Source organism: Rothia sp. HMSC071C12 (assembly GCF_001813895.1).
Classification (GTDB): Bacteria; Actinomycetota; Actinomycetes; order Actinomycetales; family Micrococcaceae; genus Rothia; species Rothia mucilaginosa.
Genome location: NZ_KV814378.1, coordinates 190780 through 209922 on the forward strand (window position 1 = coordinate 190780; position 19143 = coordinate 209922).

Annotated in this window: 13 protein-coding genes and 1 pseudogene; 4 read left to right on the forward strand and 10 right to left on the reverse strand. The window is 63.6% G+C overall.

Translation table 11 applies throughout. The features are described 5' to 3' along the window. Window positions 1-148 precede the first annotated feature (148 nt). Together HMPREF2942_RS08505 and HMPREF2942_RS08510 are read left to right on the forward strand one after the other, a co-directional pair. Window positions 149-814: pseudogene (locus HMPREF2942_RS08505) on the forward strand (TrkA family potassium uptake protein); the annotation flags it as partial. A 225-nt stretch (window positions 815-1039) separates the two neighbouring features. Beyond that, the gene (locus HMPREF2942_RS08510; protein ID WP_070593496.1) at window positions 1040-1693 is read left to right on the forward strand and encodes a potassium channel family protein; all 654 of its coding nucleotides are present in this window, start codon (window positions 1040-1042) and stop codon (window positions 1691-1693) included. Window positions 1694-1788: 95 nt separating this feature from the next. On the opposite strand, the gene HMPREF2942_RS08515 is transcribed toward HMPREF2942_RS08510, so the two are convergent. The 5 genes from HMPREF2942_RS08515 to HMPREF2942_RS08535 form a co-directional block, all read right to left on the reverse strand. Next, window positions 1789-2595, reverse strand: coding sequence for a DUF3159 domain-containing protein (locus HMPREF2942_RS08515; protein ID WP_070688860.1), 807 nt, complete (start codon window positions 2593-2595; stop codon window positions 1789-1791). After that, window positions 2585-3124 (reverse strand): asparaginase, encoded by a 540-nt coding sequence (locus tag HMPREF2942_RS08520; protein ID WP_070688861.1) that lies wholly within the window; start codon window positions 3122-3124, stop codon window positions 2585-2587. Before HMPREF2942_RS08520 ends, HMPREF2942_RS08515 begins: the two co-directional genes overlap by 11 nt. Further along, window positions 3124-3918 (reverse strand): DUF3710 domain-containing protein, encoded by a 795-nt coding sequence (locus HMPREF2942_RS08525; RefSeq protein ID WP_060823608.1) that lies wholly within the window; start codon window positions 3916-3918, stop codon window positions 3124-3126. Before HMPREF2942_RS08525 ends, HMPREF2942_RS08520 begins: the two co-directional genes overlap by 1 nt. A gap of 77 nt (window positions 3919-3995) precedes the next feature. Beyond that, window positions 3996-4448 carry a dUTP diphosphatase gene (dut, locus tag HMPREF2942_RS08530; RefSeq protein ID WP_070688862.1) on the reverse strand — a complete coding sequence of 151 codons (453 nt, stop codon included), beginning with the start codon at window positions 4446-4448 and terminating at the stop codon, window positions 3996-3998. A 234-nt stretch (window positions 4449-4682) separates the two neighbouring features. Next, a complete protein-coding gene (locus tag HMPREF2942_RS08535; protein WP_005506382.1) occupies window positions 4683-4982 on the reverse strand; it encodes a DUF4193 domain-containing protein in 300 nt (99 codons plus the stop codon). A gap of 326 nt (window positions 4983-5308) precedes the next feature. On the opposite strand from HMPREF2942_RS08535, the gene sepH reads away from it, so the two are divergent. Further along, window positions 5309-6469 carry a septation protein SepH gene (gene sepH / locus HMPREF2942_RS08540; RefSeq protein WP_210399427.1) on the forward strand — a complete coding sequence of 387 codons (1161 nt, stop codon included), beginning with the start codon at window positions 5309-5311 and terminating at the stop codon, window positions 6467-6469. A 119-nt stretch (window positions 6470-6588) separates the two neighbouring features. Here sepH and HMPREF2942_RS08545 read toward each other — a convergent pair whose 3' ends face one another. Together HMPREF2942_RS08545 and HMPREF2942_RS08550 are read right to left on the reverse strand one after the other, a co-directional pair. Next, window positions 6589-7854: an alkaline phosphatase family protein gene (locus HMPREF2942_RS08545; RefSeq protein ID WP_070688864.1), complete on the reverse strand. Its 1266-nt coding sequence runs from the start codon at window positions 7852-7854 to the stop codon at window positions 6589-6591. Window positions 7855-7995: 141 nt separating this feature from the next. Further along, window positions 7996-8589, reverse strand: coding sequence for a DUF5998 family protein (locus HMPREF2942_RS08550; RefSeq protein WP_070688865.1), 594 nt, complete (start codon window positions 8587-8589; stop codon window positions 7996-7998). A gap of 286 nt (window positions 8590-8875) precedes the next feature. Here HMPREF2942_RS08550 and HMPREF2942_RS08555 point away from each other — a divergent pair, with 286 nt between their 5' ends. Continuing rightward, window positions 8876-11401 carry a DNA gyrase/topoisomerase IV subunit A gene (locus HMPREF2942_RS08555; protein ID WP_070688866.1) on the forward strand — a complete coding sequence of 842 codons (2526 nt, stop codon included), beginning with the start codon at window positions 8876-8878 and terminating at the stop codon, window positions 11399-11401. 193 nt (window positions 11402-11594) lie between these two features. Here the strand turns inward: HMPREF2942_RS08555 and HMPREF2942_RS08560 are convergent, their stop codons facing one another. From HMPREF2942_RS08560 to HMPREF2942_RS08570, 3 genes are all read right to left on the reverse strand, one after another. Continuing rightward, window positions 11595-15569, reverse strand: a complete 3975-nt coding sequence (locus HMPREF2942_RS08560) for a thiol reductant ABC exporter subunit CydD/CydC (RefSeq protein WP_246824414.1) — start codon at window positions 15567-15569, stop codon at window positions 11595-11597. Between the two features lie 184 nt (window positions 15570-15753). Then, on the reverse strand, window positions 15754-18003 hold the full coding sequence (locus tag HMPREF2942_RS08565; protein WP_070688868.1) for an ABC transporter ATP-binding protein/permease: 2250 nt from the start codon (window positions 18001-18003) through the stop codon (window positions 15754-15756). Next, window positions 18000-19127 (reverse strand): efflux RND transporter periplasmic adaptor subunit, encoded by a 1128-nt coding sequence (locus HMPREF2942_RS08570; protein ID WP_070688869.1) that lies wholly within the window; start codon window positions 19125-19127, stop codon window positions 18000-18002. The genes HMPREF2942_RS08565 and HMPREF2942_RS08570 overlap by 4 nt, the downstream gene beginning before the upstream one ends. Between the last annotated feature and the right edge of the window lie 16 nt (window positions 19128-19143).

Below are 19143 nucleotides of genomic sequence, written 5' to 3' on the forward strand. Positions count from 1 at the left end.
TTCAAAGCTCAATTTTATTCAGCCGAATAGTGGGCATTGCGAGCGGAATATCACGGGGCATCGGCGTGGAGGCTCACCCGCCCATTACACTGGTAGAGGTAGGCGGTAACGCCTTATCACCGTAAAACATCAACACTCGGAGGGATGTATGCCTCACTTCGTCATTATGGGTGCCGGACGCGTGGGCGTCATGTTGGCGCGCACTCTGGAAGCTTCGGGGCATACGGTCGCCGTCATTGACCAGGACGAACGTGCTTTCCAGCCGCTGCGTAAGGGCTTTGAGGGCCGCCTGGTTACCGGTGTTGGTTTTGATGAGGACACCCTCAAGCGTGCCGGTATTACCGAGGCGTACGCTTTTGCCGCGGTCTCTTCGGGCGATAACTCGAATATTATTGCCGCCCGTGTGGCGCGTGAAATGTTCAAGGTGAAGAACGTTGTGGCGCGTGTGTACGACCCGAACCGCGCCGAGTTCTTCCAGCGCATGGGTATTCCTACGGTGGCGTCGGTGCGTTGGTCCACCGACCAGGTGCTGCGCCGTCTGCTGCCCGAGCAGGCGCTCAAGGGCGACTTCCGTGAACCCTCGGGCCGCCTCATGCTCACCGAAATTCCGCTCGACGACGGCTGGGCTGGCCACGCGTTGACCAGCATCGAACGTGCCGCCGGGGTGCGCATCGCCTACATCACCCGCTTTGGTGAGGGCATGCTCCCCCGCCCCGATTCCGCCTACCAGCAGGGCGATAGCGTGCACGTGATGATGCGCACCGACGACGTTGCGGACGTAACCCGTATTCTCTCCCGCCCGCCGCGCGTCGAAGACGAAGAAATGGAAGCGGACTACGCTCCCGCATCCGGCCACCGCAAGCATCCCCACGCTCCGAAGAAGCCCGCCGAATCCGGCGTGACGATCACCCCCAAGCAGGAGCACAACGAAACCCCCGTTGTCGAGCACGAATTCCATCTCGGTGACACTCCCCCGGATCTGCCTGATCCTCTCGAACTCATCGGCCGCCATCGTGACTCCTCGAAAGGTGAGAAGTAAGTGAAGGTCCTCATTGTTGGTGCCGGTTCCGTGGGTGCCTCCATCGCTAAAGAACTCATGATGAACGGCCACGACGTGACCATCATCGACTCCAAACCCGAAGCCAAAAAGCGCGCCGACCTGCCCGGCGTGCGCTGGCATATCGGTGACGCCTGCGAGCTGTCCGTACTGCGTCAGGTGCACCCGAACAAGGCGGACGTGGTCGTTGCCGCAACTGGTGACGACAAGGCAAACCTGATGGTGTCCCTACTGGTGCGTAGTGAGTTTGGCGTGCCGCGCACCGTGGCGCGCGTGAACAACCCGCGTAACGAATGGCTCTTCGACGACTCCTGGGGCGTGGACGTTGCCGTGTCCACCCCGCGCCTAATGACCGCCCTCGTTGAGGAAGCTGTGGAAGTCGGCGACGTGGTGCGCCTGCTGACCCTGCAGGCAGGCGGTGCGACCCTCGCCGAGTACACCGTGCCCGACGACCACCCCGTCATCGGTTACCGTGTGGACCACGTGCAGTGGCCCGTCGATACGGTGCTCACCGCTATCCTGCGTGATGGCGCCCCGATTCCGCCCAGCGCCGACGTGGCGATTGAGGGCGGCGACGAGCTGTTCTTCATCACGACCATTGCCGGTGAGGATCAGATTCGCGCGCTGTTCGCGTAAGCGTTTATACGTAAGTTTTTGGGTAGGCGAAAGCCCCGGTTACGGGTACCGGGGCTTTCGTCTACCTTCTAGAAGGCCTCTATGAAGTTGTGGGGTTAGCGGCTTTCTGAACCGTCAGCTTCGGTAGCGACAGATACGTCAGATTCTTCAGCATCTTCAGATTCCTCGCTCACCAGCGCCTCCTCCGGTGCCGACACACGCCACGCCAGCCACACGCCCAAAGCGTACAGCGGCAGACCCATCACCAAACGGGTAGCGCCCAGCGCTTCCACATTATCCGCAAAATACAGGGGCACCTGCACGGCAAGGCGCAGCAGCATCAGCACGGTAATAATCCAGGTGGCCAGCATGTACTGGCGCAGGCGTACCGGGTTCTGGCGCCAGCTCAGCGCCTCACCGCGAATGACCGCGAAAATCAGACCCATCAGCGGCCAACGCACCAGCATCGACAGCAGATACGCCAGGATGTACACGCCGTTCGTCCAGAAGCCCACCACAAAGTAGTCGCTCGCATTACCGGTACGGTACGCGGCAAACGCACAAATCGCCACGCCCACCAGACCGGTCAGCGCACTCACCAGCTTAGAGCCCTGCACCAGACGAATCAGCGTGAACACGCCCGCCGCAGCCAGCGCCGCAATCAGGGACAGGTTCAGTTCCTTCGTCACGGTGAACAACACCAGGAACGCCACAGCGGGCAGGGAGGATTCCACCAGGCCGCGCCAGCCGCCGATAGCGTGCAGAATATCCACATCACCGTTGGCGGTGCGGCGCATATTCGCACCCATGGAGGCGCTCAGGCTCTGCGCCAGCTGATTCTCCTCCCGCGCCGGGTCAGCAGCCGGGCTAGTTGCGGGGTTAGCGTTCGGATCGGGCTGGGTCGAAGACTGCTCAGCGCTCATGTTTTCCCTTCTCAGCAAAGAATTGCGGCACGATCTCATAGCGCGGGTTATAAATCACCGGCTGATGAGCCCTCACCGACACCACACCGGAACAGCGCAGCAAGGCACCGGCAAGCACGCCGGGCACCATCCGCTGCCCCTGCCACTTCAGCAGCACCCTATCGCCCGGGTTGAACGGCGCATACGGTGGGAAAGACACCTCGTGAGGCTCCTGCACCGCCACAGTCGCCAAAGATGCCGTGTTCAAATGGTGCTGCTTCTCGAGGTCCTCGGACTCCTCCTCGAAATCCTCACCGGGCGGCTCCACAATCGGCATACCAATCAGCGCCAGCGGGCTCGACCACTGCAGGGGCTTCGACTTAGCCACCACCAGCTCGGCACGGTACATCGGCTTATCCTGCAGCGCAGGCAGCCATACCTGCTCCACGCGTCCGGCAAGGCGTACGCGAAAGCGCTCGGGGTACCCGGGAGCAAGAATCTGCTCCTCTGGAACCGCGAGCGCACTCGGGTAGTTCGAAAACTCAGGCATTAGCCAATCTCGGTAATCTCAGGGCCGCGGCGAGGCATCGGGCGCAGCTTGCTGTGCTCGTTCTCGGTTTCTTCCTCAACGGCGGGCTCTTCCTCAGCCGCAACGACCAGGTCGGCGGGCAGAGTCATGGGCAGCAGCTCGCGCGGCGGGCGCGGGTCGTCGCCACGGTCCACCACGACGGTGCGGAAGACTTCCTCCACGGAGGCGGCAGCCTTATCGTCACCGAGCACAGCCGCGCCAGAGATGACGCCGCGCAGGAACCAGCGGGGGCCGTCCACACCCACGAAGCGGGCGATGCGCTCGCCGGGCTGACCGTCCGGGGTGACGGCGGGCAGGCGGGTCAGCATCTCGGCACCGAATACGCCGGCGTAGATTTCGACGATGCCGCCCTGGGATGCGACGGACTCGGTCAGATCGTGACGGATGTCGTCCCAGATGCCGGTGGTGCGCGGTGCGGCGAATGCCTGCACCTGCAGGGTCGCGCCGTCGCGGGTGATGGTTGCGGCGATAACCGCGCCGGTTGCGTCGTCAGTTTCGAGGCGCAGGTTCATGCCGTCGAGCAGCTTGATACGCAGTGCACCCAGGTCGACGTAGTCTTCGAGGTCTTCGGCGGTGACTTCTTCAATGTCGTGCGGGCCGTTGACGCGGTCGTACTTGATGACCTCGGGAGAGTTCTCCTCTTCCTTCAGCTCCTCAACCTCGACGTTGGTCTCCTCAATCTCTTCGGCGACAGCCTTGTCGATGGCGGCCTTTTCAGCCTCCTCGGCGCGCTTCTTCTTACCAAATCCGAACATGGTATTCCTACTTTCACCGCACGCGGGGTGCGGGGGTTTCTTCTCTTCTCTCGTGCAGTTTTCGCGGTGAGAGCAGACTAGTGGATTCCGCTGGAGCCGAAGCCGCTGGAGCCGCGTTCGGTCTGATCCAGTTCGTCCACCACGGTAAAGGTTGCGTGCTCGTACTTCTGAATGATCAGCTGGGCAATGCGGTCGCCGCGCTGCACGTGGAAGGACTTGGTCTTGTCAGTGTTGAGCAGGGTGACCATCAGCTCGCCGCGGTAGCCGGAATCAACGGTGCCGGGTGCGTTAACAATGGTGATACCGTTCTTGGTTGCCAGGCCGGAGCGCGGGTGCACCAGACCAACGTAACCTTCGGGCAGGGCGATTGCCACGCCGGTGGGGACGAGGGCGCGTTCGCCCGGCTCCAATTCGAAGTCGATGCGGGAGCGCAGGTCAGCGCCGGCGTCGCCGGGCTTTGCGTAGGCGGGTGCGGGCAGCTCGGGGTCGAGCAGCTTAATGTGGACGTTTACGGGGTTCATCATGGTCATTACTCTAACCTTTCGCGGGGGTCTGTGCCATCACCTCGCGCTGTGTTGAGACTCTACTGCGGGGTGTTTTCGTTGCACGTTCGCGTTCAGCGCGTGCGGCGGTGTGCCGTGTTGGGTGCGACGCGGCGCTGTTCTTGCGTGCGAGGCTTTCACATACTCAACGGGGCGGGTGCACTCGGCACTCGCCCCGTCATGAGGTGTATGTCGGGTGGGTGTTAGCCCTTCCCTAAAGTTTTAGCCCTCGCACTCGATGCAGTAGGACAGGCCGCCCTCTTCGCGTGCAATCTGCGAGCGGTGGCGCACCAGGAAGCAGGATGCGCAGGTGAATTCGTCGTCCTGAGCGGGCAGAACAACAACGTTCAGCTCCTCGTTGGAGAGGTCAGCACCGGGCAGCTCGAAGCTTTCTGCTGCGCTGTTTTCGTCTTCGTCCACCGCACCGGACTGCATCTCGGAACGGCGGGCGTTCAGCTCCTCGTAGGACTCTTCGTTCTGCTCTTCGTCCTGCTTGCGAGGTGCATCGTAATCAGTTGCCAAACTTTCACGCTCCGTTGGTTCTGTGGCTGTGTGTTGGACTAGGCCACGCTGGTTTAATGAGTGCTCTAGGTGCCGCTGGTGTGTAATTAACCCCGACGGCATGCCAGGTATTGTTCACCATTGGCACCCTATTTGTCTAATCCTGGGTAGGCTTTGGACTGTTTAGGCGTCACATTCTAGCTTTTTCGGTGCGAAAAGTACATCTTTTTTTGGTGAAAATCCCGCCTCCGCTACTGATTTACCGCGCTTTCACGGTACCCTGGTAGGTAGTTTGCGTTCCGTGCAACACATTCACGAACGCGTCCGGTTCACCTATGGAGGTTCTCATGCTTGAACTGCGTCTGATTGGCGTTCACGATGACGGCGAAAATCTGGTGCTTGAGTCTGCTGACGGCACCCGCTTCTTGCTGCCGATTGACGCGAACCTGCGCACGAGCATCACCAAGGCTCGCCGTATTCAGCCCGCCCGCGGTCTGGGTGCTAAGGGCACCTACGGTCCGCGCGATATTCAGACCCGTTTCCGTCAGGGTGCCTCCGTTGAGGAAATCGCTGAAGAGTCCGGTTGGGAGCCGGAGCGCGTGCGCCGCTACGAGTGGCCAATCGTTGCTGAGCGTGCCCACATTATTCGTGCCGCTCAGAGCGTGAAGATTGGTCGCCGTAGCTCCGCTTCGGGTACCGCACAGATTCCCGTGACTCTGAGCGCCCGCATTGAGGAAGTCTCCGAGCGTTACGGTTTTGAGGACGCAACCCAGGACTGGACCACCCGCCAACAGGAGAACGGCCAGTGGCGCGTTGAGGTTGATATTGCACTGAAGGATTCGGTGCGTCAGAACCTGCCCGCGCAAGTCGTCTTCCCCGCACGTTGGGTGTACAACCCAGCGAACCAGGGCCTGTACGCGTCGAATGAGGCGGCGTACTTCCTGATGGGCAATAGTGAGGACGCTGTTGCCGCCGCCGCGAAGAAGGCTCCCGTGGAGGTTCCTCCCGCCCGCCTGCCGAAGGCACCCGAGCCTGCACCGGCACCCCTTACTTCCTCTGAGAGCGCTGACGAGCGTAAGCTCAAGGAGCTTCTGGAGCGTGCCCGCTCGGTGCGCCCGGCACAGGTTGAGGAGCCCGAGGTGTTCGTACACCGCGAGCCCGCTCAGCCCGCTGAGCCTGTAGCACCGGCTGCGCCCGCTGCCCCGGTAGCTCCTGCTGCCCCGGCTGCACCCGAGCCCACCGCAGAAACCACCCTCGAAACCACCGACCCGCTGGCTGTGGATTCGGAAGCACCCGTTGACTCCGTTCCGGTCGAGTCCTTCACCCTGCCGGCACCCATCGAGGACGCACCCGCCGCTGAGGCTGCTGAGGCGCCGGCTACTGAGGCACCCGCTACTGAAGCACAGACTGAGCCCGCCTCCGAAGAGAAGCCCAAGCCTTCCTCCTCGAAGAAGCAGCGCGTGAGCGTTCCGGCATGGGATGACATCATCTTCGGTAGCCGCAAGTAGCGACCGCCCGCCCGCGCAAGGGCACCTAGACAAAAGCTTCTAGACAAAAAACCGCTGGTTATTCACCCGAATAACCAGCGGCTTTCGTTTATCCTCCAGCGTTTTAGAAGACTAGTACTTTAGAAAGTCTTGAGCATACGCAACGGCACCAGACGCTCAGCGTCCGTGAGCGAACCGTGCTGACCAACCATGTGCAGGGCACGCTCCTGGTAGTGGCGCATATCGTACAGCGCCCAATCGTCGCGAGCGCACACCATCAGGTCGCCAATGCGGCCGCGCGCCGCATCCGTGATGACCGGACCAAAGTAGCCGGCACGCATCAGCTCACGAGAGTCAATCACCCAGGCGCGCTCGCCCCAGTACTGCGCCCAACGCTGAGCGGTGGCGGTACGTGCCGCCTCCGAGGTGTCTTCCAGGTACAGGTGCACGGCGCGCGGTTCACCGGCGGTCATGGCGATATTGCGGGTCAGCTCCTCCACGCCCGAGTAGTCGATGCGCTGGTGCTCGGGCACGTTCACCATGCCGTGATCGGCGGTCACGAAGAGTGCCGCCCACGCCGGGGCGCGCTCCGCCAGACGCTTCAGCGCCGAGTTCAGTTCCTCCAGCTGCTGTAGCCATTCGTCGCTACCCACGCCGTAGCGGTGGCCCGCCGCGTCAATCTCGCCCCAGTACAGGTACACGGTGGTGGGGGTGCGGCTGGAGAGCGCCTCCAGGGCGTAGGTGACGCGGGCGTTATAGCCGACAGCATCCACGAAGTCGCCGCCACGCAGCGCCGCCTCCGTCAGGCCGGTACCGCGGTACTTACCCAGCGAAATGGTGAGCACGCGGCGGTTCGTATGGTGGCGTTCCAGCACGGTCGGCAGCGGCTGCCAGGCGTGCGGGTCCACCGTCTGATCCCAGCCGGACAGGTGGTTCATGACCGAGCCCGCTCCCCCATTACCTGCCGGGTTGCGCACCTCGTAGCCGGCAATGCCGTGCGCGCCGGGTGCCGTGCCGGTGCCCAACGAGGTCAGGGAGGCGGCGGTCGTGGTGGGGAACGCGGCGTCCAGCGGGCCCAGGTTCAGGGTCTTACGCAGGGCGGGCGCGTAGCCGCTGTAGCTATTGAGCAGCTGCTCACCCAGGCCGTCCACCATGACCACGCAGGCGTGACGGAAAGACACCGGATCAACATCCTGCTCCGCGAGGCGACCGGCAAGGTTCAGCGGGTCGGCAACAGAGTTGAACGCCGGGTCAGAATCCAGGGCGTGCGCGGGGCGCGCCAGGCTTCGCTGCGCCACCAGAGAGGAGGCGGACTCCAGCACATCGGCGATGCTATTGCTGCCGTAGGCGGGTGCCGCGGGCAGGGGCGCACCCAAAACATCGTGCAGGATGGTCTGTGCCGTCATAGGTTCCTCTCAAGTACAGGTTATGGAAATATTAGTGCCGCGCGGGCTCATACTGCTCGGGCTCATACTGCGCGGGCTCATACTGCGCGGGCTGCGCCAGTGGCGCAGCGAGCGCACAGGGCAAACGCACAGGGCGAGCGTTTATCGGCGCGTTACGTACAGACGCGCACGATGCAGAGCACGTGCAAAATCCTGGGCACGCTGAACCGACTCCGGGCCGTCAGCAGTCGCAGAAACACGCACCGCAATGTCCTCGCGGCGTGCATCGCCGGTGAAGCCGTGGTCGGCGTTGCACTGCGGGTCCTGGCAACCGGCAGGAGCCAATTCCATGTGCAGCGAACCGGTCCACGCAATCTGGAAAGAAATCTCAGTCGGGGCGGTGCTACCGGCGTTGTACGCCTGCGGCTGGCTGAAACCGTAGCTGATGGTGACCGCGTTCAGGGCGCTCAGGTGCACCGCCTCCACGCTCACATGCGCCACGGTACCCTGCGCGTCGCCCTCAAGGTGCTGGTCGTCTAGGTGCGCAAAGATGACGTGCTCACCGCACAGCACCATCACGGTAATGTGGCGGTGAAAATCATCGCGCGAGAAGTGGGTTTCATGCTGTACAAAGTGGGCATCCGGGTTCATGCCCGCCAGAGCGTCATCCACCACTTCCAGCACGAGGTCGGGGTAGAAACCGGCATGCTTAATGTCTGCGACCAGTTGCTCGCGTTCGGGGGTGGGGGCGTACATCGTACCTCTTTCGTGCGGTGCCCTCATGAGGCGACGTCGATCGGCGCACACGATGAAGGCGGTTAGGTATTACTCCCCTCTACCTTAGAGGGTTCCAGCCGGGCTGTGCTACTTGACCACGCTAATACAGGCTCATATGACTGCTTGCAATCCCCCGGTACACTTCGGTTACTGCCCCGCAACCGCCTTGGCGCACCCCACAGATGACGCCGACCAACCAGCCCGTCTCATCCGCTACCACCCGCTAAAATAGGAGGAGCGAAAACACACCGACACGAGGAGATATATGGCTCGCCGATCCAAATCCACCGTCAGCGACTACCCGGTGGATGTGGTAGAGAATATCGTCGACATCGACGTATCCGCTGAGATGGAAACCAGCTTCCTGGAATACTCCTACTCGGTGATTTATTCGCGCGCCCTCCCCGACGCCCGCGACGGCCTCAAGCCCGTGCAGCGCCGCATCCTCTATATGATGCAGCAGATGGGTCTGCGCCCCGACAAGGGCCACGTCAAGAGCGCCCGCGTGACCGGCGAGGTCATGGGTAAGCTCCACCCGCACGGCGACGCCGCCATCTACGACGCGATGGTGCGCCTCGCCCAGCCCTTCGCGCTGCGCCTACCCCTCGTTGACGGTCACGGTAACTTCGGCTCCCTCGACGACGGCCCGGCAGCCGCCCGATACACCGAAGCACGCATGGCGCCCGCCGCGCAGGCACTCACCGCGGACCTCGAAGAAGACGTGGTTGACTTTGTGCCGAACTACGACAACCAGTTCATGCAGCCCTCCGTGCTGCCCGCAGCGTTCCCGAACCTGCTCGTCAACGGCACCACCGGCATCGCGGTCGGCATGGCAACCAACATGGCGCCGCACAACCTGCGCGAGGTCATCGCCGGTACCCGCCACCTCATCGCCCACCCCGAGGCGACCCTCAAAGACATCATGAAATTCATCCCCGGCCCCGACCTGCCCACCGGCGGCACCATCGTGGGTCTGGGAGGCATCCGTGACGCCTACGAAACCGGCCGCGGCACTTTCAAGACCCGCGCGAAGGTCTCCATCGAGCAGGTCAGCCCCCGCAAGCAGGGCATTGTCGTCACCGAACTGCCGTACATGGTCGGCCCCGAAAAGGTCATCGAAAAGATCAAGGACGGCGTCAACTCCAAGAAACTCACCGGCATCTCCGACGTGGTCGACCTGACCGACCGCACCAACGGTCTGCGCCTCGTCATCGAAATCAAGAACGGCTTCAACCCGGAGGCGGTGCTCGCCGCCCTCTACAAGCACACTCCGCTTGAGGATTCCTTCGGCATTAACAACGTGGCGCTCGTGGACGGTCAGCCGCAGACCCTCGGCCTGCTCGACCTGATGCGCGTGTACATTGACCACCGCCTGAACGTAGTCCGCCGCCGCACCGAATTCCGTCTGGGCAAGCGCACCGACCGCCTGCACCTGGTGGAGGGTCTGCTCGTGGCAATCCTCGACATTGACGAGGTCATCCAGATTATCCGTGAGTCTGACGAGACCGCTCAGGCACGTGAAAAGCTGAAGGTCGTCTTCGACCTGACCGACACCCAGGCGAACCACATTCTGGAACTGCGCCTGCGCCAGCTCACCAAGTACTCCCGCCTGGAACTCGAAGCAGAACGCGACACCTTGCAGCAGGAAATCGCGGAGCTGCAGCGTATCCTCGGCTCCGATGCGGCGCTGCGCGAACTGGTCTCCGAAGAGCTCGCAGAGGTCGCCGAACGTTACGGCACCGACCGCCGCACCCAGCTCAAAACCAAGGACGAGATGCAGGTCGCCATTGAGGCAGTCACCGCGCAGTCCAAGGCGAAGAAGAGCCTGGGCCTCGCCCTCGAAATCGCGGACGATCCCTGCTGGGTGCTGCTTTCGGCCTCCGGCATGATGGGACGCACCCCCGGCAAGCCCATCCGCGAGGCACTCGTGGATCCCGGCAAGCGTTTCAAGCACGACGTGTTCACCTCGATTGTGCCGACCACCGCGCGCGGCGAAATCGGTGCCGTGACCTCCGCAGGACGCATGGTGCGCCTGTCCGTCATGGACATTGCGGTGCTGGACGAGAACGGCGGTACCCCCTCCATGGCGTCGGCGGTGAAGGCAGCCGAGCTGGTGCAGCTCGCCAAGGGTGAGAAGCTGGTCGCCCTCGTACCGCTGAACACGGTGCTGGCGCTGGCAACCGCGGGCGGCGTGATCAAGCGCCTCAACCCGGATTACCCGCTGAACCAGACCGAGTGGGACATCATGAAGCTCAAGGACGGCGACGAAATCGTAGCCGCCGCCCCCTGCCCCACCGACGATGCGGTACTCACATTCGTCACTCGCGACGCGAAGCTGCTGACCTTCGACGCGGCGAAGGTCCGCCCGCAGGGACGCACCGGCGGCGGTATCGCAGGCATCAAGCTTGCCGATGGCGACCGCCTCATCACCCTGGGCGTGACCGCGCCCGGCGACGCGGCGGAGGTCGTGACCGTCACCAATGGCAAGGATGGCCTGGCGAGCGCCAAGGTCACCGCCCTGAGCGAGTACCCGCAGAAGGGCCGCGCAACCGGCGGTGTGCGTGCGCACCGTTTCCTCACCGGTGAGAGCCAGCTGGCTCTGGCGTGGGTGGGCGTGGGCCCGGCGAAGGCGGCGTCCTCCGGCGGTGTGGCTCGTTCCCTGCCGACCGAGCACGGTGCCCGTGACGGTTCCGGTGTGATGCTCACTCAGAGCATCAGCATTGTGGGACCGAACTATGCGGCTGTTTCTGCTGCGATGGCGGTTAGCCCGGAGGGTGAAAAGCTCTTCTAGGCGCGCGGTTCACGGCCTTTCGACCTCAGGTTGTTTACAAAGACTGGGGGAACCCGCGCAGATATAACGCGCAGAGCAATATGCCCAGAAAATTTTGCACAAAGAAATGCCCCGGTACTTTCACGAAGTACCGGGGCATTCCTCGCAGTTTCTTGCGTTCAATCTCGCCCGCGATGGCTACGCTCAGCTGCGTTTAGAGGCGAACCACCTCGTCACAGCGGGCAATATCCTCGGGACGGTGCGACACCAGAACCGTAGCCACAGAGCTAGAGCGGGTCGCCGCATCCAAGTCAGCCATCAGCGCGCGGGCAGACTCAGCGTCCAGGTGCGCGGTCGGCTCATCCAGCAGCAGCACCGGCGAATTCACCAGCAGGGCACGAGCCACCGCCAGACGCTGACGCTGACCACCCGACAGGAAGGAACCGCCAGCACCCACCGGGGTGCGCAGGCCCTGAGGCAGAGCGTCAAACCACTCGCCCAGACCCACACGGCGCAGAACCTCAATCAGCTCTTCCTCGCTCGGGCGATCCGAACGGTCACGAGCCAGCATCAAGTTACCCTCAAGGGTCGACTCAAAAATGTGAGCCGCCTGCGGGCACCACGCCGCGTAGCCGCGCAGTTGCTCACCCTCCAGGACCTCACCGGAAGCCAGCACACGGCCGGACTCCAGCGGCAAGAAGCCCAGAACGGTTGCAAGCACCGTAGACTTACCGGAACCGGAGGGGCCGGTCACCGCAGTCCAGGAGCCCGCGCGGGCGTTCATGTTCAGGTCGGTGAAGACCGGGTGATCCATGCCGGGCCAGCGGGCGGCAGCGTCCTGCAGGCTCAGGGCGGGGTCGGTGACCTTCACGCCAAGCTCCTGCGGGGTACCGCAGCTGACCAGGGTGGGCTCGCCGGGCTTCGGCGGGCGCGGGGTATCGCTCTTAGAACCAGCCGCAGATTCGGGGCGGTCAAAGCGGTGAGCACGCTGACGGTCAGCCTCCAGCAGCTCCTCCATCTCGGCCTCCGCGCGGGCACGCAGACGCTCAACACGACGCGGCAGAACGTGGGTGTCCACCTCAGCCTCGGTCGGCACGGAACGCTTCAGGGTCGAGGTGGCGACAATACCCTCCAGGGATACGTCACGCACGCTCGGGGCAATCGTCGCGAGCAGGCGGCTGAACGCGGGCCAGGAGCGGACCGCCTCAACATGGCCCAGGGAGCTTTCCAGCATGCCGGTGCACAGCAGCACCACAATCGCCGCTTCGGGGGCACGCACGGTGCCGTCAACAGCCAGCGGGTACGCAATGACTGCGCTCGCCAGAGCCGCGCCGAACCAGCTCAGGGTCACGAGGGTACGGCCCACACCCTGAGCGGTTGAGCCCTTCTGCAGGGCAGACAGGTTCTCGGCGTCCAGAGCGCCGTTAGCCTTCTCAGCGGTGGTTGCCACGCCGTTAGCGCGCAGGTCCTCAGCCGCCGAGAGCATGCCGGTACCCAGACGCAGCATCTGCGCGGTGGAGCGGCGAGCCAACGCCTCCGCACGGGCATCGGCGCGGAGCACAATCCACGGAGCCACAAAAGTACTGACCAGCACGGCAAGCAGGACCGGAATCAGAGCCTGCGGCAGAATGCACGCGGTCGTAATCAGCGCCGCGGTCATGACCAGCAGGTGCGCAGCCGGCGGAATAATAACGCGTGGCACGCCGTCGCGCAGCTCATCAATACCGCCCACGAGGCGTTCGAGCAGCGCGTCACCACGCAGCAGAGCACGCACGCTGCTCACGCTCTGCCATGCACCAACCCAGGCGCGCAGACGCAGAATATTCGCGGCGGCAAGAACCTTCGAGTGGGTCATCAGACGCTCAGCGTAGCGGGCGCAGGCACGACCCAGGCCGAAGAAACGCACGCCCACAATGGCGACCATCAGGTACATCATTGCCGGGCCCTCAGCGGCGCGAACAATCAGCCAGCCGGACAGCGCGGTCAGTGCCGCAGCCATCAGGGAAGTAATCGCAGCCATGATGACCGGGCCGGTTGCGGCGCGAACACCGATACCGGTCAGTTCCTTCAGGGTGCGCAGGCTTGCGAACAGGCCGGCAGGCTCGGCTTCCTTGACCTCGGCAGCTGCGGAGGCGCCCGCCGGGGCGGTGCTTTCAGCCTCGTACTCTTCCTTGTCCTTAAGCAGGTGCGCGGGGGCTTGCGCGGGAACCGCAACGCGGGCGGTGTTCGCCTCGGCGGTCCAGGTGTAGCCCTGGGCGGTCTGCACGGCACGAACGAGGGTGTCGCATCCGGCGGCGAGCTCCTGCTCGTGGGTCACAATCAGCACGGTTGCGCCCAGTTCCGCCAGGCGGTGCAGGGCGCGGGTCACCAGGTATGCCGAGTAGGCGTCCAGGTGCGCGGTCGGCTCATCCACGAGGACGGTCAGCACGGTCTGCTCACCGCCGGCACGGTAGATAGCCTCGGCACGAGCCAGGGTACGTGCCACGGCGAGGCGGCGCGCCTGACCTGCGCTGAGGGCACCGGGTTCAAGGGCGGTCAGCTTCTGCATGCCCAGCTGAGCCAGCGGGCCAACCAGCAGCGCGGACTCGGCATCGGTGACGGACAGCTTCTTGGAGTCCATCGCTTCGCCGAGCAGAGCGGCTGCACGCTCACGCTCCGCCTCGGTGGCGCTGAGTGCGTAGAGCGCCATTTCGGTCTGCACGGTCGGCGCGGTGAAGACCGGCGACTGCGGAATAACCAGGGTGGTTCCCAGACCGGTCACGCTACCGGTCAGGTGCACGGGCTCCTCCGAGCCGGTGGGCACCAGACCTTCACGCACGGCACCGGAGAACACGTTCAGCAGGGTGGACTTACCGCAGCCGGATTCACCCATCACGCCGATAACCGCACCGCGTGCATCCTGGGCAGTTACACCCTGAGCGGTAGCAACGCGACGGTCCAGGTTCAACGACAGGTTAGTCAGCACGGCAGGACGCGCCGGGTAGCTCACCGACAGGTCCTCAACAGCGATGGTGGAAGGCTGGGCCTTCTGAGCTGCCGAGTCCTGTGCAGACGAGTCCGCAGCGGCGGCGGGCAGGGGCGCATCAATAATCTTCTGGGCGCTACGCAGGGCGGCAACGCCGTCCTCCGACTGGTGGTAGGCGGCACCCACATCACGCAGCGGCTGGTAGCATTCGGGAGCCAGCAGCAGCACGAGAATTGCGGTGTCCAGGCCCAGGGTGCCGTTGACCAGGCGCACACCAATCAGCACAGCAATCAGCGCAACCGAAATGGTGGTGATGAGCTCCAACGCAAGCGAAGACATGAAAGCGCTACGCAAAGTCTGCATGGTACGTTCACGGTAACGCTGACCGAGGGCGTTCATGGAGCGGGTCTGTGCACGTTCACGGCCTAGACCGATAATGACGGGCAGGCCGCGCACCAGCTCCAGAATATGGTCGGAGAGGCGGTGCAGTTCAGCCTGAGCTTCTGCGGTTTCGTCGCGGGTGTTCTTACCAATCAGAATCATGAACACCGGAATAAGCGGCAAGGTGCATGCCAGCACCATGGCGCTCATCCAGTCTAGGGCCGCCACAACAACCCAGAGGATGAACGGCACAATCGCGGTGGACACGAACGCGGTCAGGGTCTTCGTGTAGTAGTCATCCAGGGCGTTCAGGCCGCGGGACAGCAACACAGCGGTCGCGCCGGTACCTTCGGGGGTGTCTGCGCCACCGGTGGCGAGCACGCGCTTGAGCAGGGCGGAACGAATCTGAGACTTCGCTCCGGAGGCGGCACGCTGCGCGCTCACAGCCAGCAGGTAGTCGGTACCCGAGCGGACGAGCAGGGCAGCCACGGCGACCGCAATCAGGCCGGGGGTAATGGTGTCTGCGTCACCGAAGATACCACCGAGGCCGAGCAGCCAGCCGCCGTGCGCCTCCAGCTGTGCCTGCGCGGAGCCAGCGAATTCGACGTAGGCGCGGTACACATCCGGCGCGCTGGTCTCTTTGAGGCGCGCGTGTTCGGCGGCGACAGCGGCGAAACCGGCGTGTGCCGCACGGGCAATAATCACAGCCAAGGCGGCACTGAAAAGTACCGTCGCGAGGGTGTGCACAGCGGTGATAACACCGAAGGTGCTGAGGGTTTTACGGGCGTCAGGGCCCAGAGGCGGGCGACGGTCAGCGCGGTCGTTGCGCTTTCCCGCGGTCACCTCTGGTACCTCAGTGTTCTGATGTTTGTCAGCATGACGCGGTGTGTGCGTTCGACTCACGTGTTGTCCTTTGACCTAGTCTTCTGCTGTTTTTACCTTCTATCAGTTTAAGGGCTGGGCTATCTAATACCTATTTGACCAGTTAGGTTTCAGATATTTGGTTGCCCCCCACCCAGCGCTATCTTTAGCCGCGCATCGCGTCGGCGGGGCTCTTGCGGGACGCCACCCACGCCGGGTACGCCGAAGACACCAGACCGGTAAGGGCGCCAACGCCCACGCCGAGCACCACGAATCCGGGTGAGAGAACCGCCTGCCAGCCTTGCACGAGCGAAAGAATAATCGTCGCAATCATGCCGGAGCAGGCGCCGATGGAGCCGCCGAGCACACCAAGCATGACGCCCTCCATGAGGAAGATGCGGGCAATCAGCCATTTACTCGATCCGATGGCGCGGCGCAACGCAATCTCTGCGGTGCGCGATTGCACGGACAGGTACATTGCGGTTGCCGCCGAGAGGGAGGCAAGCACCAGCAGAATACCGGAGAGCACACCCACGTACAGACCCAGATCCGAGGCGATAGACGCGCGCAGGCTCTGCAGGTCGGAGGGGGTTTCCACGTTAATCTGGCTGGGTTCAGCGGGCTTGAGCGTCAGCGGAATTGCCTTGGCGACCGCCTTGCCGTAGCCTCGTTCGGTTTCGGCAATGTAGGTCACCTGGCCGCGTCCGGTGCGCTGAAGGGTGCCCGGCGAGACAATGACCGTGTTCCTGAATTCGTAGCCGCTGTTGCCGGGGTCGAAGAGGCCGATGACCGGCATCAGCTGACCTTCCACCCAGATGCTCACACCGGGTGCCACCTGCGGCAGCCCGCCGAGCTTAATGCCGTAGTCGACGGCGGGTAGCTCGCCGGGGCGGGGCTCGGTTGTGGCATTATCTGCCGCCTTATCTTCGGGGAGAATGCCGAGGGCGCGGGCAGCGGAGACCGAGACGATAGCGCCGGAGAGCTGCTCGGCGCGTTCACGGTCGGCAACATTCTGCTGGGTGAGGGTCGAGTTCATCTGTTCGAGCGCACGCAGGGTTTCGGGGTTCATGCGGGCACCGATTTGCTCGAGCCGGGTCTTCGAGGTGGAGCTGAGGCCAATCGCCGTTTTGGGTTCGTCCTCATAGGGGCTGAATCGGGTGATTCGCACGTCGGCGGGCGCCACGCTGCTGACGAATCCGGTGTTCTTCACGTAGTCCAGCGCGCTAATGCGGTCGGCAACATTCTGCGCGGATTCGCCCTGCCGGTAGGTTCCGAGCACGTTCTCATCATTATCCCTGTCGCTGATGTAGAGCGTGGATTGTTCGGATCCGAGCAGGCGCTGGTTCACCTGGTAGCTGGCGGATTCGCTCATGCCGGAGGCGCTGATGAGTCCGCCCACGCCCAGTGCGAAGGACAGACCCAGTAGCAGGGTGCGTAGCGGTCGTGAGGTGAGCGCGGAGATTGCCTCTATGCTGTCGTCGGTGAGGAAGCTTCCGCGGCGATGCGTAGCGGGCTTCTCCCCCGGTGCGAGGCTGGTGGTAGCATCTACCGGGGCACCAACCGTGGCTTCTGCCGGGGTGTCCGTTGCAACCGGCACAGCCTCGGCAACCGGCACCTCAGCGACCGGCACCGTAGCCAAGTCGGCGCGGCTCTGCTCGTGCAACTGCCCATCCTCAATGCGAATCACACGGCGGGCGGCGGCGGCAACCTCCGGGTCGTGGGTAATAACCAGCACGGTACAGCCGGTCGCGTTAATGCGCTGCAAAATCTCAATGACCTTGGCGCTATTGTGGCTGTCCAGGTTGCCGGTGGGCTCGTCGGCAAGAATCAGCGGCGGGCGCGTGGCGAGGGCACGAGCAATGGCGCAGCGCTGCTTCTCGCCGCCGGAGAGGTAGCGGGTGCGGATGCTGGCGCGGTCGCTCAACCCCAGAAATTCTAGGGTTTCTTCGGTGCGTTGCAGGCGCTCGCTGTAGGGTACGCCCTGCACGCGCAGACCCATGGAGGCGTTGGTCGTGCTGGTTTCGTCCAGCAGCATGTTTGAGGATTGGAAGATGAAGCCGAGGTGATCTCGGCGCATTTCGTCGCGTTCTCTGTCGCTGAGTCCTTCCGTGTTTTTGCCGAAGAGGCTGTAGGTTCCGCTGGTGGGAGTGTCGAGCAGACCAATGGCGTTGAGCAGGGTGGATTTACCGGAGCCCGACGGACCAATAATGGCGAGGAATTCGCCGCGTTCGACCACCAGGTCGAGGTGGTCGAGGACTGCTCGTTCGCTCCCCTCGAAAACACGGGTAATGCCGTGCATTTCGATAGCGGGCGCGGTACCGAGCCCGGCAGCAGGTGTAGCGGCGGACGCTACGTTGGGCGCAATTGTAGGCGCACGTCCTGGGCTTGTGTCTGGGGTTATCTTACGGCGGCTCATGAGACAAGCACCTTCTGTCCCGTGCTGAGGTTTGCGTTGATTGCGGCGTATCCGCCGGCGGTGCGCAGAACCTCAACGTTAACTCGTTCGGTGGCGGGCGCATCCTTGCTGGTCGAGGTGGAGCTTCCGCCCTTTTCAACGAGCACGTAGGTGCCCTGGGAGTCCTGGCGTACCGCGGTAGTCGGCACGGCGAGGGTGGTTGAGGTGTTGCCCTTGCTGGTGATGGAGGCGCTCTGCCCCGGAGTGAGCTTGCTCGGGTCGTCGGCGCTGAATCGCACGCTCTTCGCCGCACCCTTGGAGGGGTCGTTCTGCAGCTCACCAATGCTGGTGATGGTGCCCTCCACACTGCCGGTGGAAGTGCGCAGGCTAACGCGGTCGCCGGCCTTGAGCTTATTGGCAACGGAGAGCTCAACGCTGGATTCCACGTAGGGTTCGCTAGTTTCTACACTCGCGATGGGGTTGCCGTCGCTGATGAGCTGACCGACCGCGGCAACGGCGGTGACGGTGTGGCTGCCGCCGGGCAGAATCGCGTAGTTGCTGCGGGCAATGCTGGTGACCCCCTCGCTGGGCACGCCGGTCAGGTGCGCGCGGTGCAGGCGCGTGACGGCGTCGAGGGTGTCTTCGGTGACGGTGCCGCTTTGAGCGGTGGCATACCCGGCGGAGTTCAGTGCCTTCTGGAAGGCGAGCACGTCGTCGCCGTTATCGCCTAGGTTGAGGTCGCGGTACAGCGGCAGCGGCCCTTCCAGCACGAAGACGGGGTCGGCGCCAATAATGCCGATGAAGTCACCGGCTTTGAGCACGTTACCGGGCTTCTGGTTCTGGTAGACGAGCACCGGCTCACCGTTGGTGCGCGCGCTAATCGGGGCGGTCTCCCCAGCCTTGGTGGTTCCGGCAATGGCGAGGCCCTCGCTGACGGTTCGTTCTTCAACCTTCGCCCAGACCGGAATCACGGTTTTCGCCTGCACGGCCGGGTCGGGGCCTGTTGCGGCGTAGCGGGTGCCAAGGTAGAAGGACAGCATGAGCGAGCCGATGGCGAGGATTGCCAGCAGCAGGAGCACGCGGGGTCGGGCGATGCGCTCGCTAAAGCGGTGACCGCTGTTTTGGTTCTGTGAGTGAGTGGTCATGGCGGTGTCTTTCTGA